This window comes from Streptomyces triticirhizae (assembly GCF_003696235.1).
GTDB classification, from domain to species: Bacteria; Actinomycetota; Actinomycetes; order Streptomycetales; family Streptomycetaceae; genus Streptomyces; species Streptomyces triticirhizae.
This window is the reverse complement of sequence record NZ_RFFJ01000152.1, coordinates 1-15,171: the sequence shown is the minus strand read 5'-3', so window position 1 is coordinate 15,171 and position 15,171 is coordinate 1. Positions and strand designations below refer to the sequence as shown.

At 73.0% G+C, this 15,171-nt stretch carries 13 protein-coding genes; all 13 read left to right on the top strand.

The features are described from left to right. Positions 1–599 (top strand): DALR anticodon-binding domain-containing protein (locus EBN88_RS22190; protein ID WP_158621487.1); only part of this gene is annotated, 599 nt, incomplete at its 5' end. A gap of 84 nt (positions 600–683) precedes the next feature. Continuing rightward, on the top strand, positions 684–2,075 hold the full coding sequence (lysA, locus tag EBN88_RS22185) for a diaminopimelate decarboxylase (protein ID WP_122185676.1): 1,392 nt from the start codon (positions 684–686) through the stop codon (positions 2,073–2,075). 196 nt (positions 2,076–2,271) lie between these two features. Then, a complete protein-coding gene (locus tag EBN88_RS22180; RefSeq protein ID WP_122185675.1) occupies positions 2,272–3,573 on the top strand; it encodes a homoserine dehydrogenase in 1,302 nt (433 codons plus the stop codon). 76 nt (positions 3,574–3,649) lie between these two features. Continuing rightward, a complete protein-coding gene (gene thrC, locus EBN88_RS22175; protein ID WP_122185678.1) occupies positions 3,650–4,732 on the top strand; it encodes a threonine synthase in 1,083 nt (360 codons plus the stop codon). Positions 4,733–4,995: 263 nt separating this feature from the next. After that, positions 4,996–5,922, top strand: a complete 927-nt coding sequence (gene thrB, locus EBN88_RS22170; protein WP_122185674.1) for a homoserine kinase — start codon at positions 4,996–4,998, stop codon at positions 5,920–5,922. 472 nt (positions 5,923–6,394) lie between these two features. Further along, on the top strand, positions 6,395–8,431 hold the full coding sequence (rho, locus tag EBN88_RS22165; protein WP_122185673.1) for a transcription termination factor Rho: 2,037 nt from the start codon (positions 6,395–6,397) through the stop codon (positions 8,429–8,431). Between the two features lie 294 nt (positions 8,432–8,725). After that, on the top strand, positions 8,726–9,850 hold the full coding sequence (locus EBN88_RS22160; protein WP_122185672.1) for an LCP family protein: 1,125 nt from the start codon (positions 8,726–8,728) through the stop codon (positions 9,848–9,850). A gap of 163 nt (positions 9,851–10,013) precedes the next feature. Continuing rightward, positions 10,014–10,238 (top strand): 50S ribosomal protein L31, encoded by a 225-nt coding sequence (gene rpmE / locus EBN88_RS22155; RefSeq protein ID WP_122185671.1) that lies wholly within the window; start codon positions 10,014–10,016, stop codon positions 10,236–10,238. A gap of 140 nt (positions 10,239–10,378) precedes the next feature. Beyond that, positions 10,379–11,449 (top strand): peptide chain release factor 1, encoded by a 1,071-nt coding sequence (gene prfA, locus EBN88_RS22150; RefSeq protein ID WP_122185670.1) that lies wholly within the window; start codon positions 10,379–10,381, stop codon positions 11,447–11,449. A 118-nt stretch (positions 11,450–11,567) separates the two neighbouring features. After that, positions 11,568–12,407 carry a peptide chain release factor N(5)-glutamine methyltransferase gene (prmC, locus tag EBN88_RS22145; protein ID WP_122185669.1) on the top strand — a complete coding sequence of 280 codons (840 nt, stop codon included), beginning with the start codon at positions 11,568–11,570 and terminating at the stop codon, positions 12,405–12,407. Positions 12,408–12,441: 34 nt separating this feature from the next. After that, positions 12,442–13,089, top strand: a complete 648-nt coding sequence (locus EBN88_RS22140; RefSeq protein ID WP_122185668.1) for an L-threonylcarbamoyladenylate synthase — start codon at positions 12,442–12,444, stop codon at positions 13,087–13,089. Beyond that, positions 13,086–13,790, top strand: coding sequence for an arsenate reductase/protein-tyrosine-phosphatase family protein (locus tag EBN88_RS22135; protein WP_122185667.1), 705 nt, complete (start codon positions 13,086–13,088; stop codon positions 13,788–13,790). Before EBN88_RS22140 ends, EBN88_RS22135 begins: the two co-directional genes overlap by 4 nt. A gap of 158 nt (positions 13,791–13,948) precedes the next feature. Then, the coding region (locus tag EBN88_RS22130) for an MraY family glycosyltransferase (RefSeq protein WP_199742443.1) at positions 13,949–15,171 on the top strand (1,223 nt) is incomplete at its 3' end.

Sequence of the window (15,171 nt, the reverse complement as noted above, 5' to 3'; positions counted from 1 at the left end):
GGCTGCCGGCGCCCGAGGTCGCCCGGCTGCTGCGCCGCCGGCTGGCGGCCGAGCCCGGGGTCGCCGAGGTGAACGTGACCGGCGGCGGCTTCCTGACCATCGCGCTCGCCGACGACGCCGAGGCCGCCTTCCTGCGCGCGATACTCGCCGCGCCCCCCGCGCCCAGCCTGCCCGAGGACCCGGCGCTGGACGCCGCCCGCTGGGCGGCCGTCGCCGGCGGCGACCCGCACGGGGCGCTGCTCGTGCAGCGCGAGGAGAACCCGCTCTTCCTGGTGCGCTACGCCCGCGCCCGCTGCGCCGGCCTGGCCCGCGCGGCCGAGGCGCTCGACGTGCCCCCGGAGCCCGGCGCCGCCCCGCTCCAACTCCCCGCCGAACGCGAGCTGTTGACCGCGCTCGGGGACGGCGGCCGCCCGGCGCCCCGGCTGACGGCCATCGCCGACGCCCTGCTGACCGTCGAGGCGCTGCGCCCCACGCTCCCCGTCGGGGACGAGAAACCCGGGGCCGTCCACCGCGCCCGGCTGGCCCTCGCCCAGGCCACCGGAACGGTGCTCGCCGACGGCCTGCACGCCCTGGGCATCAGCGCTCCCGAGCGGCTGTGAGCATCCGCAGGGGCACCCCGGTGGACCACGCGGTGGGCCACCCGTCGTGAGGTGCCGGCCGCCAGATCCGAGGAAAGTCACACCATGAGTCGTTCCGCCCACCCCGCAGGCCCCCGCCATGCCGACGTGCTGCCCGAGGGCCACTATTCCGCGCCTCCGGTCGACCTCAACGCCCTGGACCCCAAGGTATGGGCACGCACCGTGCACCGTGACGCCGACGGCGTGGTGACCGTCGGCGGGCTCGATGTCCGCGCGCTGGCCGAGGAGTTCGGCACCCCGGCGTTCGTGCTGGACGAGGCCGACTTCCGCGCCCGCTGCCGCGCCTGGCGGGACGCGTTCGCGCCGGACGCCGACGTCTTCTACGCCGGCAAGGCGTTCCTCTCCCGCGCCGTGGTGCGCTGGCTGCGCGAGGAGGGCCTCAACCTCGACGTCTGCACCGGCGGCGAGCTGGCCACCGCGCTGGCCGGCGGGATGCCGCCCGAGCGGATCGCCCTGCACGGCAACAACAAGTCCGTCGCCGAGATCGACCGCGCGGTGGCCGCCGGCGTCGGCCGGGTGGTGCTGGACTCGTTCCAGGAGATCGAGCGGGTCGCCGAGTCCGCCCGCCGGCACGGGATGCGGCAGCGGGTGCAGATTCGGGTGACGGTCGGCGTCGAGGCGCACACCCACGAGTTCATCGCGACCGCGCACGAGGACCAGAAGTTCGGCCTGGCGCTGGCCGACGGCTCGGCGCTGGAGGCGGTGCGCCGGGTGCTGGCCGCCGACAGCCTCGAACTGATCGGCCTGCACTCCCACATCGGCTCGCAGATCTTCGACATGGCCGGCTTCGAGGTCTCGGCGCGCCGCGTCGTCGGCCTGCTGCGCACGGTCCGCGACCGGCACGGCGTCGAGCTGCCCGAGATCGACCTCGGCGGCGGCCTCGGCATCGCCTACACCTCGGACGACGACCCGGCCGAGCCGCACCAGATCGCCAAGGCGCTGCGGGACATCGTCACCCGCGAGTGTGAGGCCGCGGGGCTGGCGCTGCCCCGCCTGTCGGTCGAGCCGGGCCGGGCGATCGTCGGCCCGACCGCGTTCACCCTCTACGAGGTGGGAACGGTCAAGCCGCTGGAGGGCCTGCGCACCTATGTGAGCGTGGACGGCGGGATGTCGGACAACATCAGGACCGCGCTCTACGACGCCGAGTACACGGTGGCGCTGGTCTCCCGCGCCTCGGCCGCCCCGCCGCTGCTGGTGCGGGTGGTGGGCAAGCACTGCGAGAGCGGTGACATCGTGGTGCGGGACGCCTATCTCCCGTCGGACCTGGCCCCGGGCGACCTGATCGCCGTGCCGGCCACCGGCGCCTACTGCCGCTCGATGGCCAGCAACTACAACCACACGCCGCGCCCGCCCGTGGTCGCGGTGGCCGGCGGGATGGCCGGCCTGCTCATCCGCAGGGAGACGGAGGAGGACCTGCTCCGACTCGACGTGGGCTGAGAACGAGGCTGACCGGGTGGGCCGGGAACGTTCGACGGGGAACGTGGGCGGCGGCCCGTTGATCGTTCACCGACCGGGAGCCGACCGCCGGCCGATCACTTCCTGATCGACGGCGTCCGCATGGTGAACGTGGTGGGGCGGTCCGCCGCCCGTGCGTGAGACTGATAGTTCCGAGTGAGCTGAAAGGCTGGGTCGAATGGTGCGCACTCGTCCGTCGCGTCCGTTGAGGGTGGCGCTGCTTGGCTGCGGCGTGGTCGGCTCCCAGGTGGCCCGGCTGATGCTGACGCAGGCGGACGACATGGCGGCGCGCATCGGCGCCCCCGTCGAGCTGGCGGGCGTCGCGGTGCGCCGGCCCGACCGCGCGCGCGGCGAGGTGCCGCCGGAGCTGATCACCACGGACGCGGCGGGGCTGGTCGCCTCGGGCGACATCGACGTGGTCGTCGAGCTGATCGGCGGGATCGAGCCCGCCCGTTCGCTGATCGACAGCGCCTTCGCGCACGGCGCCAGCGTGGTCACCGCCAACAAGGCGCTGCTGGCCCAGGACGGCCCGGCGCGGCACGCGGCGGCCGAACGGCACGGCGTGGACCTCTACTTCGAGGCCGCCGTGGCCGGCGCGATCCCGCTGCTGAGGCCGCTGCGCGAGTCGCTGGCCGGCGACCGCGTCAACCGGGTGCTGGGCATCGTCAACGGCACCACCAACTTCATCCTGGACCGCATGGAGTCCACCGGCGCCGGCTACGGCGAGGCGCTCGCCGAGGCCTCAGCGCTCGGCTACGCCGAGGCCGACCCGACGGCCGACGTCGAGGGCTTCGACGCGGCGGCCAAGGCCGCGATCCTGGCCGGCATCGCCTTCCACTCCCGGGTGCGCCTCGACGACGTGCACCGCCAGGGGATCACCGAGGTCACCGCCTCCGACATCGCCAGCGCGCGGGCGATGGGCTGCACCGTCAAGCTGCTGGCCATCTGCGAACGCGCCCAGGACGGACGGTCGGTGACCGCCCGGGTGCACCCGGCGATGATCCCGCTCACCCACCCGCTGGCCTCGGTGCGCGAGGCGTACAACGCGGTCTTCGTCGAGGCCGACTCCGCCGGGCAGTTGATGTTCTACGGCCCGGGCGCCGGCGGCGCGCCCACCGCGTCCGCCGTGCTCGGCGACCTGGTGGCCGCCTGCCGCAACCGGCTCACCGGCGGCCGTGGCCCCGGCGAGTCGACGTACGCGCGGCTGCCGGTCAGCCCGATGGGCGAGGTCGTCACGCGGTACCACATCAGCCTCGACGTGATGGACAAACCGGGCGTGCTGGCGCAGTGCGCGATGGTCTTCGCCGACCACGGGGTCTCCATCGACACGGTGCGGCAGACCGGCAAGGACGGCGAGGCCCAACTGGTCGTCGTCACCCACCGGGCACCCGACGCGGCGCTCGGCGCCACGGTCGACGCCCTGCGCGAGCTGGACACGGTGCACGGTGTGGCCAGCATCATGCGCGTCGAGGGCGAGTGAGCGTGCGAGACCGTGCACAGCGGAAGGCACCCTGCGGGCACATCCCCCGGGGCGAGCAGAAGGACATGAGATGGGCATGAACGCATCCGCCGAGCCCCGCACCAGCGGCCAGTGGCGCGGGGTGATCGAGGAGTACCGCGACCGGCTCCCGGTCACCGAGCGGACCCCGGTGGTCACCCTGGGCGAGGGCGGCACCCCCTTGGTCGCCGCCGAGACGCTCTCCGAGCGCACCGGCTGCGAGGTGTACCTCAAGGTCGAGGGCGCCAACCCGACGGGCTCGTTCAAGGACCGTGGGATGACCATGGCCATCTCGCACGCCAAGGAGGCCGGCGCGCAGGCCGTCATCTGCGCCTCCACCGGCAACACCTCCGCCTCGGCCGCCGCCTACGCCGTGCGCGCCGGCATGGTCTGCGCGGTGCTGGTGCCCCAGGGCAAGATCGCGCTCGGCAAGATGGGCCAGGCGCTGGTCCACGGCTCCCGCATCCTCCAGGTCGACGGCAACTTCGACGACTGCCTGACCCTGGCCCGTGGCCTCTCCGAGAAGTACCCGGTGGCGCTGGTCAACTCGGTCAACCCGTCCCGCATCGAGGGCCAGAAGACCGCCGCCTTCGAGGTCGTCGACCGGCTCGGCGACGCCCCCGACATCCATGTGCTGCCGGTGGGCAACGCCGGGAACATCACGGCCTATTGGAAGGGCTACCAGGAGTACGCGGCCGAGGGCCCGGCCACCCACACCCCCCGGATGTGGGGCTTCCAGGCCAGCGGCTCAGCCCCCATCGTGCGCGGCGAGCCGGTCAAGGACCCGACCACCATCGCCACCGCCATCCGCATCGGCAACCCCGCCTCCTGGGCCCAGGCCGAGTCCGCGCGGGACGCGTCCGGCGGCCTCATCGACGAGGTGACCGACCGTCAGATCCTGTCCGCCTACCGGCTGTTGGCCTCCCGCGAGGGCGTCTTCGTCGAGCCGGCCTCGGCCGCCTCGGTCGCGGGACTGCTGAAGGCCGCCGAGTCCGGCCGCCTCGACCGTGGCCAGCGCGTGGTCTGCACGGTCACCGGCAACGGCCTCAAGGACCCGGACTGGGCGGTCGCCGGGGCGCCGCGGCCGGTCGTCGTCCCGGTCGACGCCGACGCCGCCGCCGAGCGGCTCGGCCTCGCCTGACGGCCGCCCGCACCGCCCGCCGAGGACCCCGTTCCGCCGTCCGCCCGACGCTCCGCGCCGCGCGACGGCCACGACACCGCACCGCCCTGTATCGCGTCTGAACCTTCCTTCGATAGGCTGGTATTCGTCCCGGAGCGGTCCACCGCTCGTGGCCGTCGCGCCCGAGCGGGTTCACATCCGACGTGGCGCCTCGTGTCCCCCCTCGTGCCGCGCGTCCGCAGGGGACACGTGCCGCACATCTCACCAAGGAGAGTCATCGAGCGATGGCCCATCCCGCCTTCCGCGCCGCCGCCGTCCGCGTCCGTGTGCCCGCCACCAGCGCCAACCTCGGCCCCGGCTTCGACGCGCTGGGCCTGGCGCTCGGCCTCTACGACGACGTCGTGGTCAGGGTCGCGGACTCCGGGCTGCACCTGGACATCGCGGGCGAGGGCGCCGACACCGTGCCGCGCGACGAATCCAACCTGCTGGTGCGGACGTTGCGCACCGCGTTCGACGCATTGGGCGGACAGCCCAGGGGACTTGAGATCGTCTGCGCCAACCGCGTGCCGCACGGCCGTGGTCTGGGCTCCTCCTCGGCCGCGATCTGCGCCGGGCTGGTCGCGGCCCGGGCCGTGACGACCGGCGGCGAGGCCAAGTTGGACGATGTCGCGCTGCTGGAGCTGGCCGCCGAGATCGAGGGCCACCCGGACAACGTGGCGGCCTGTCTGCTCGGCGGATTCACCCTGGCCTGGGGCGAGTCGGGGGCCGTGCGCGCCATCCGCATGGAGCCGGCCGCGAGCGTCGTTCCCCTGGTCTTCGTGCCCGCCCGCCCGTTGGCGACCGAGACCGCGCGCGGCCTGCTGCCGCGCGCCGTTCCGCACGCCGACGCGGCGGCCAACGCCGGCCGCGCCGCACTGCTCGTGGAGGCGCTGACCAGGCGCCCCGAACTGCTGCTGCCCGCCACCGAGGACCGGCTGCACCAGGACTATCGCGCGCCGGCGATGCCCGAGAGCATGGACCTGGTGGGCCGGTTGCGCGCCGAGGGCGTACCGGCCGTGATCTCGGGGGCAGGACCGACGGTGCTCGCGCTCGCCGACGAGAGCCAGGCCGACAAGTCCGCCCTGCTGGCGGGGGACGGATGGACGGCCAACCGGCTGTCCCTGGACACGGCGGGCGCCTGCGTGCTCCCGCTGGCCGGCGCCGCCGCATGAGCCGCTCGCCCCTGGCGACCGAGCGCGCGACGGCCGGAGAACGGGGCGCCCACGCGGGCGTTCCCGGGGAAAAGCGAGTGAAGAACGACAGAGAGGGGGAATGAAGGCAGCATCCGGTAGTGTTAATCTCAAGTCCGCACGTACCGTTCTGTCGGGCGTCACACAGAATGCGTGCGGAATCCGGGGTCCCACCTTCTGGGACCGCTCTTCTTCCGGGAGCCTCCCTCATCTGCCTGAGCAGCCTGCCTGGTAGCGCCGAGCACGCTCCGGAACCGGTGCGTCGGTTCGACGGTTCAACGTTCCTTCGACGTGTCTCGTCGATCCCCCCGCACCACCACGCATTGATCTTCCGCCGTGATCGAACAGGCGGGTTTACCGCACCGGCCGGTCCACCGTGAAGGGGCCGCAGCCGGACAGCACGACCGGTCGCCGAGCCAGACAGGCCGACGTCCGCTCCAGGGAAGGACCCTTAGTGAGCGACACCACCGATCTGATGGGCGTGAGTGCCGACAGCGCCGACAAGACTTCCGGTGCTGCCACCGCGTCCGCCACGGACGCTCCCGCCGCCTCCGCCGCTCCCCGCCGCCGGCGTTCCGGTACCGGCCTCGACGGGATGGTCCTGGCTGAACTGCAGCAGGTCGCCTCCCAGCTGGGGATCAGGGGCACCGCGCGGATGCGCAAGAGCCAGTTGATCGAGGTGATCAAGGAGAAGCAGGCCGCCGGTTCCGGCGGCCAGGGCACGGCGCCGGCGGAGTCCGCGCCGTCCGCCGAGAAGCCCAAGCGCCGCGCCACCTCCCGGGCCCGCACCGGCGAGGAGGGCCAGCAGCAGGGCCAGATCGAGATCCCCGGCCAGCCCGCCGAGAACGGCCAGCAGGCCGAGGCGCCGAAGGCGGCCAGGGCCGCCGAGCGCAAGGCCGCCGAGCCCGCCGCCGAGCCGAAGGCCACGGCCGAGCCCACCGAGAAGGAGCGCCGGGCGACCCGCGCCTCCGAGGGCAGGGGCACCGACGCCAGGGCCGAGTCCGGCCGGGACGAGGGCAAGGGCGAGAACGGCAGGAACGACGGCGGCAAGGGCGACGGCCAGGCCGACCGACAGGGCAAGCGCGAACGCCGTGGCAAGGGCGAGCGCCAGGGCCAGAACCAGGGCGGCGACCGCCAGGGGCAGAACGGCCAGGGCGGCGGCCAGAACAACCAGGGCGGCGGCCGCAACCGCGACAAGGACGGCGGCCGGGACCGCGACAGCAACCGCGACCGGGACAACAACCGCGACGACGACTTCGAGGGCGGCCGGCGCGGCCGGCGCGGCCGCTACCGGGACCGCCGGGGCCGGCGCGGGCGCGACGAGGTCGCCGAGCCGCAGATCAGCGACGACGACGTGCTGATCCCCGTCGCGGGCATCCTCGACATCCTCGACAACTACGCGTTCGTGCGCACCTCCGGCTACCTGCCGGGCCCCAACGACGTCTATGTCTCCCTCGCCCAGGTCCGCAAGAACGGCCTGCGCAAGGGCGACCACGTCACCGGCGCGGTGCGACAGCCGCGCGACGGCGAGCGCAGGGAGAAGTTCAACGCCCTGGTCCGCCTCGACTCGGTGAACGGCATGAGCGTCGACGCCGGCCGTGGCAGGCCGGAGTTCAACAAGCTCACCCCGCTCTACCCGCAGGACCGGCTCCGCCTGGAGACCGACCCCGGCGCCCTGCTGACCCGCATCATCGACCTGATCACGCCGATCGGTAAGGGCCAGCGCGGCCTGATCGTGGCCCCGCCGAGGACCGGCAAGACCACGATCATGCAGATGATCGCGAACGCCATCACGCACAACAACCCCGAGTGCCACCTGATGGTCGTGCTGGTCGACGAGCGACCCGAAGAGGTCACCGACGTGCAGCGAGCGGTCAAGGGCGAGGTCATCTCCTCGACCTTCGACCGGCCGTCGGAGGACCACACCACCATCGCCGAGCTGGCCATCGAGCGGGCGAAGCGACTGGTCGAACTCGGCCACGACGTGGTCGTGTTGCTCGACAACCTCACCCGCCTGGGCCGCGCCTACAACCTGGCGGCCCCCGCCTCCGGGCGCATCCTCTCCGGCGGTGTGGACTCCGCCGCGCTCTACCCGCCGAAGAAGTTCTTCGGCGCCGCGCGGAACATCGAGGACGGCGGCTCGCTGACCATCCTCGCCACCGCGCTGGTCGAGACCGGCTCGCGGATGGACGAGGTGATCTTCGAGGAGTTCAAGGGCACCGGCAACATGGAGCTGAAGCTCGACCGGAAGCTCGCCGAGAAGCGGATCTTCCCCGCCGTGGACGTGGACGCCTCCGCGACCCGGAAGGAGGAGATCCTCATGGGCTCCGAGGAGCTGGCCATCGTCTGGAAGCTGCGGCGGGTGCTGCACGCGCTCGACCAGCAGCAGGCGATGGAGCTGCTGCTGGACCGGATGAAGAAGACGAAGTCCAACGCCGAGTTCCTGATGCAGATCCAGAAGACGACGCCGACGCCGGGGAACGGGGACTAGCTAGTCGCTTGCCGCGGGTGGGTGGGGTTTCTCTGCCCCACCCACCCGCCCCTTTGCCTGCGGCGCTGCCGTGACGTCGGCCCGTGCCTGCGGCGTTTCCGGGGCCGGCCCGGTTCTTTCCCCACCCGCCCACCCCCTCTTGCCTGCGGCGCTTCGGAGGCGCCGGTCCGTGCCTGCGGGTCGGGTTGCGCCCCGGGCACCGGCGCCCCGGGAGGGCCGCAGGCAGGAGGGGCGGGCGGGTGGGGCGGAGAACCTCGAGAAGCAGCACACCGCGTACCAGGGCACAATGGGTGAATGGTCCCTCCTTCGGGCGAAGGGCCAGCGGCGGTTTCCGGCCAGGAGGAGCCGTCCGATCGGCCCACGCCACTGCTCCGTCGCCGCCTGGTCCGGGTGACGTTGATCACCACGCTCGCGCTCGCGCTGCTGCTCGGCGTGGGCGGCACCGTGCTCTACCTCAAGCTCGACGGGAACATCTCCCACATCGACATCGAGGGAGCCCTCGGCGAGGATCGCCCCAAGGACAGTGACAACGGCTCGCTCGACCTGCTGGTGCTCGGCTCCGACACCCGGAGCGGCGAGAACGGCGGCTACGGCGGGGACGACCCGGACGGGGAGGCCCGTTCCGACACCGCGATGATCGTGCACGTCAACGAGGAGCACGACGCCGCGAGCGTGGTCTCCATTCCCCGGGACACGATGGTCCCGCGCCCCGAGTGCGAGCGGATCGACGGCGGCGGGACGGCGCCGGCGGCGGAGCGGACCATGTTCAACGAGGCGTACGGGATCGGCGGGCCGGTCTGCGCGGTCAAGACCGTGGAGGCGCTCACCGGGCTGCGGATGGACCACTACCTTGAGGTGGACTTCGACGGGTTCGCGCGGCTGGTCGACACCCTGGGCGGGGTCGAGGTCACCACGACGCAGCCGATAGAGGACCACGACAGCCATCTGCGGCTGGCCGCCGGCACGCACACGCTCAGCGGCCGGGAGTCCCTGGCGCTGGTGCGCACCAGGAAGGCCGTCGGGGACGGCAGCGACCTCAGCCGCATCCAGCTCCAACACTCGTTCCTCCAGGCCCTGATGGGGCAGATCGACGGCGTGGACCTGCTGGGCAACCCCAAGCGGCTCTACGACCTCGCCGACACCGCGACCTCCGCGTTGACCACGGACTCGGACCTGGCCTCGGTCTCCAAGCTGGTGAGCCTGGCGCGCACCCTCAGGGACGTGAAGCCGGACGCGATCCAGATGGTGACGTTGCCCGTCGGGTACGACCCGGAGGACCCGAACCGGGTCGCGCCGCTGCGTGAGCAGTCCCAGCAGGTGTGGGCGGCGCTGCGGGACGACCGTCCGGTGCCGCGCTCGGCGGTCAGGGACTCGGCCGCCGAGGAGGGCGGCGGGGACGACCTCATCATCCAGGGCTGATCGTCCGGGGCCCGGTCGGCCCGGTTCCCCGGGGGAATATCCGCCGGGGGGACCCCGTTTTGGTCGTCACGTGCCAGTGCTGGCAGACTGGAGCGTCGGTCCCGGTTCACGGAGCGCATCCCGCGCGCCGACCCGGCGGCCCTCCCGAACCCTAGGAGAAGCCTTGAAGCGCGACATTCACCCGGAGTACGTCGAGACCCAGGTCAGCTGCACCTGTGGCGCGTCGTTCACCACCCGCAGCACGGTCGGCGGCGGCAGCATCCGCGCCGACATCTGCTCGGAGTGCCACCCCTTCTACACCGGCAAGCAGAAGATCCTCGACACCGGTGGTCGGGTTGCCAGGTTCGAGGCGCGCTTCGGCAAGAACGCCGGGTCGGCCCGCAAGTAGCGACCCCGTCGGCGTCGGCCGGCCGCGCATCACGGCGGCCGGACCGGCGCCTTTCGCGTCCCCGGATGACCGTTCCGGATCAGCGTTCCCCGGCACCCACGTCCTCTCCAGCCACTCTTCTTCTCCAGGAGCGACCCATCATGTTCGAGGCCGTCGAGGAACTGATCGGCGAGCACGCCGACCTCGAACGACGGCTCGCCGACCCCTCGGTCCACGCCGACCAGGCCGCCGTCCGTCGCTACGGCCGGCGCTACGCCGAGCTGACGCCGATCGTGCGGGCCTACCAGCAGTGGCTGCGGACCGGGGACGACATCGAGACGGCACGTGAACTGGCCGCCGAGGACCCGGAGTTCGCGGCCGAGGTGAAGAGCCTGGCGGCCCGCAGGGACGAGCTGACCGACGAGCTGCGGCTGCTGCTCGTGCCCCGCGACCCGAGCGACGACAAGGACGTCATCCTGGAGATCAAGGCCGGCGAGGGCGGCGACGAGTCCGCGCTGTTCGCCGGCGACCTGCTGCGGATGTACCTGCGCTACGCGGAGCGGGTCGGCTGGCAGACCGAGATCATCGACGGCAACGAGTCCGACCTCGGCGGCTACAAGGACGTTTCGGTCGCGGTCAAGAGCCGGGGCAGCGTCGAGCCCGGCCAGGGCGTGTGGGCGCGCCTGAAGTACGAGGGCGGGGTGCACCGGGTGCAGCGCGTTCCGGCCACCGAGTCGCAGGGCCGCATCCACACCTCGGCCGCCGGCGTGCTGGTGCTGCCTGAGGCGGAGGACGTCGAGGTGGAGATCAACCAGAACGACCTGCGCGTCGACGTCTACCGTTCCTCGGGGCCCGGCGGGCAGTCCGTGAACACCACCGACTCCGCCGTCCGCCTCACCCACCTGCCCACCGGCATCGTGGTCTCCTGCCAGAACGAGAAGAGCCAGCTCCAGAACAAGGAGCAGGCGCTGCGCATCCTGCGCGCGCGGCTGCTGGCCGCCGCGCAGGAGGAGGCCGACCGGGAGGCGTCGGACGCGCGCCGCAGCCAGGTGCGCACGGTGGACCGCTCCGAACGCGTGCGGACCTACAACTACCCGGAGAACCGGATCTCCGACCACCGGGTGGGCTACAAGGCGTATAACCTCGACCGCGTGCTCGACGGCGAGCTGGACGCGGTGATCCAGGCGTGTGTGGACGCCGATTCGGCGGCCAAGCTGGCCGCCGCGCAGTGAACGTAGGGTGGGCGATGTGACTGCGGCTGCTTCTTCCTCGGGTTCCTCCGGTTCCGCTGGTCCCTCCGGTCTCTCCGGTTCCGGGGCCGGCGCGGCGCCCGCGCAGGGGGCCCGTTCCGTGCTGCTGGCCGAGGTGGCCAGGGCGACCCAGCGGCTGGCCGACGCGGGCGTTCCCTCGCCCCGGTTCGACGCCGAGGAGCTGGCCGCACATGTGCACGACACCGAGCGTTCCCGGCTGCACTCGGTGCCCGACGCCGAGTTCGACGCCCGCTACTGGGAGGCGGTGGCCCGCCGCGAGGCCAGGGAGCCGCTCCAGCACATCACCGGGCGCGCGTTCTTCCGTTACCTCGAACTCCAGGTGGGGCCCGGCGTCTTCGTGCCCAGGCCGGAGACCGAGTCGGTGGTCGGCTGGGCGATAGACGCGGTCCGTGCGATGGACGTGGCGGAGCCGTTGATCGTGGACCTGTGCACCGGCTCCGGCGCGATCGCGCTCGCCCTGGCCCAGGAGGTGCCCCGTTCCCGGGTGCACGCCGTGGAGCTGGACGAGCGCGCGCTGGCCTGGGCGCAGCGCAACGTCGAGGGCAGCCGGGTGGTGCTGCACCACGGCGACGCCCGCGAGGCGCTGCCGGAGCTGTCCGGCCAGGTCGACCTGGTGATCTCCAACCCGCCCTACATCCCGCTCGGCGAGTGGGAGAACGTGGCGCCCGAGGCGCGGGACCACGACCCCGAACTCGCCCTGTTCTCCGGCGAGGACGGCCTCGACACCATCCGTGGCCTGGAGCGGGCGGCGCACCGGCTGCTGCGCCCCGGCGGGATGGTGGTCGTCGAGCACGCCGACACCCAGGGCGGCCAGGTCCCGTGGATCTTCACCGAGGACCGGGGATGGGCGGACGCGGCCGACCACCCCGACCTCAACAACCGCCCCCGGTTCGCCACCGCCCGGCGGGTGGCCCGATGACCGGCGGTCGCGCATCGCGAGAGGAGCAACTGTGATGGCACGGCGTTACGACTGCGCGGACGAGGTCGACCGCAGGCACGGGCTGCGCGAGGCGGCCTCCGCCGTGCGCCGGGGCGACCTGGTCGTCCTGCCGACCGACACGGTCTACGGCGTCGGGGCCGACGCCTTCAGCGCGGACGCGGTGGCGGACCTGCTGGCCGCCAAGGGCCGGGGCCGTGGCGTGCCCTCGCCGGTGCTGGTCGGCTCGCCGACCACGCTGCACGGGCTCGTGACGGACTTCTCCGAGCTGGCCTGGGAGTTGGTGGACGCCTTCTGGCCCGGCGCCCTGACCCTGGTCGCGCGCCACCAGCCGTCGCTCACCTGGGACCTGGGGGAGACCCGGGGCACGGTCGCCGTGCGGATGCCGCTGCACCCGGTCGCCATCGAACTGCTCAAGGACGTCGGCCCGATGGCCGTCTCCAGCGCCAACCTCACCGGCCAGCCCGCCCCGCAGACCTGCGACGCCGCCCGCGAGATGCTCGGCGACTCGGTGGCCGTCTACCTCGACGGCGGCCCGACGCCGGACAGCGTGCCGTCCTCGATCGTCGACGTCACCGGAGAGGTGCCGGTGCTGCTGCGCGCCGGGGCGGTGAGCGAGGAGGAGCTGCGCAAGGTCGTACCCGATCTGGAGACCGCGCATTGACGGCCTCCGCTGAGGGCCCTCCCGACCCGGGCATAGCCGCGCCCGACGCCTTCGCCCAACCGGCCCTGGAGACGCCGGTGTTCCGCATCCTGCACGTCAGCACGGGGAACGTGTGCCGTTCCCCGATCACCGAACGTCTCACCCGGCAGGCGCTGGTCGAGCGGCTCGGCGACGGCGCCAGCAGCGTGGTGGTGGAGTCGGCCGGCACCTGGGGGCACGAGGGCGCGCCCATGGAGGAGCACGCCGCCGCGCTGCTGGCCGAGTACGGCGCGGACCCGGGCGGGTTCTTCGGGCGCGAGCTGCTCGACGAGCACGTGATAAGGGCCGACCTGGTGCTCACCGCGACCCGGGACCACCGCGCGCAGGTGATCTCGATGGGGCACTCCGCCGGGCTGCGGACGTTCACGTTGAAGGAGTTCACGCGGCTGGTGCGCGCCATCGACCTGGCGACCCTGCCGGTGGCCGGCACCCCCGAGGCGCTGGTGGACCGCGCCAGGGCGCTGGCCCGCGCGGCGGCGGCGCTGCGCGGCTGGCTGCTGGCGCCGAGCGTGGAGGCGGACGAGGTGCAGGACCCCTATGGCGCGCCGCTGCCGTACTTCCGCAGCGTGGGGGAGGAGATCAGGACGGCGCTCGACCCGGTGGTCACGGCGCTGACCGGCGTGCCGGCGCGCGGCCGGGACATGGGGAACGCGGCGGTCTGACGGCCGGGAGACGACGCCCCGCCCCTCTCCGTGGAGGGCCTGGGGCGCCACGACCTAGCCTGGGACGAGGCCGATAACCGCCTTCCGGGGCGCGGTTGATGGGCGTGCGACATGAGAGGGTGTTGCGCGGTAGTCCAGCGAGACCTCTGGGGCAGCTTGTGCGCGAATACCTGCTGACGCTCTGTGTCACGGCGGCCGTCACCTACCTGCTTTCCGGGCCGGTGCGGAAGTTCGCCATCGCCTGGGGCGCGATGACCGCGATCAGGGCCAGGGACGTGCACCGCGAGCCGACGCCGAGGCTGGGCGGCATCGCGATGTTCGGCGGACTCTGCGCCGGGCTGCTGGTCGCCTCCCAACTCACCAACGTGGGCCAGGTGTTCCGGCTCTCCGACGAGCCCAGGGCGCTGCTCTCGGGGGCCGCGCTGATCTGGCTGGTTGGCGTGCTGGACGACCGGTACGGGGTGGACGCCCTGGTCAAGCTGGGCCTCCAGATGGTCGCCGCCGGGGTGATGGTGCTCCAGGGCCTGACGGTGCTGTGGCTGCCGGTGCCCGGCGTCGGCATGGTGGCGCTGACCCCGATGCAGTCCACCCTGCTGACGGTGGCGATCGTGGTGATCACCATCAACGCGGTCAACTTCGTGGACGGCCTGGACGGGCTGGCCGCCGGCATGGTGTGCGTGGCGGCCTCCGCGTTCTTCCTGTACGCGTACCGCATCTGGTACGGCTACGGCATCGAGTCGGCGGCCCCCGCGACCCTGTTCGCGGCCGTGCTGATCGGGATGTGCCTGGGCTTCCTGCCGCACAACGTGCATCCCGCGAGGATCTTCATGGGCGACTCGGGATCGATGCTGCTGGGCCTGGTGCTGGCGGCCGGCGCGGTCTCCGTCACCGGGCAGGTCGACCCGGACGCGATGCGCCTGTTCACCGGCTCGGAGCGGAGCGCGGTCACCGAGATGGTCCCCGTCTACATGCCGCTGCTGCTGCCGCTGACGATCATCGTGCTGCCGTTCCTGGACCTGGTGTTGGCGATCGTCCGGCGCACCTGGAACGGGCGTTCCCCGTTCGCCGCCGACCGGGGGCACCTGCACCACCGGCTGCTGGAGATCGGGCACTCGCAGAGCCGCGCGGTGCTGATCATGTACTTCTGGTCGGCGCTGGTGGCCTTCGGCGCGGTGGGCTACTCGGTGGGCGCCAACGCCTGGGTGGTGCCGCTGGTGGTGGTGCTCTCCGGGGTGGGCCTGGTGGCGCTGCTGTTGCCCCGGTTCACGCCCCGGGTGCCGGGGTGGGCGGAGCGCGTGGTGCCGCCGCGCTACCGTTCGCGCCGGCGCGCGGGGCGCGTGCGCCCGGCGGAGCCGGCGGCGCGGGCCTGGGCGGAGGAGCC

Bases quoted from the DNA above. Each gene is read 5' to 3' on its own strand.
- lysA (WP_122185676.1), top strand. From the start codon at position 684: ATGAGTCGTTCCGCCCACCCCGCAGGCCCCCGCCATGCCGACGTGCTG.
- prfA (WP_122185670.1), top strand. From the start codon at position 10,379: ATGTTCGAGGCCGTCGAGGAACTGATCGGCGAGCACGCCGACCTCGAA.
- thrC (WP_122185678.1), top strand. From the start codon at position 3,650: ATGAACGCATCCGCCGAGCCCCGCACCAGCGGCCAGTGGCGCGGGGTG.
- EBN88_RS22140 (WP_122185668.1), top strand. From the start codon at position 12,442: ATGGCACGGCGTTACGACTGCGCGGACGAGGTCGACCGCAGGCACGGG.
- thrB (WP_122185674.1), top strand. From the start codon at position 4,996: ATGGCCCATCCCGCCTTCCGCGCCGCCGCCGTCCGCGTCCGTGTGCCC.
- EBN88_RS22180 (WP_122185675.1), top strand. From the start codon at position 2,272: ATGGTGCGCACTCGTCCGTCGCGTCCGTTGAGGGTGGCGCTGCTTGGC.
- EBN88_RS22160 (WP_122185672.1), top strand. From the start codon at position 8,726: ATGGTCCCTCCTTCGGGCGAAGGGCCAGCGGCGGTTTCCGGCCAGGAG.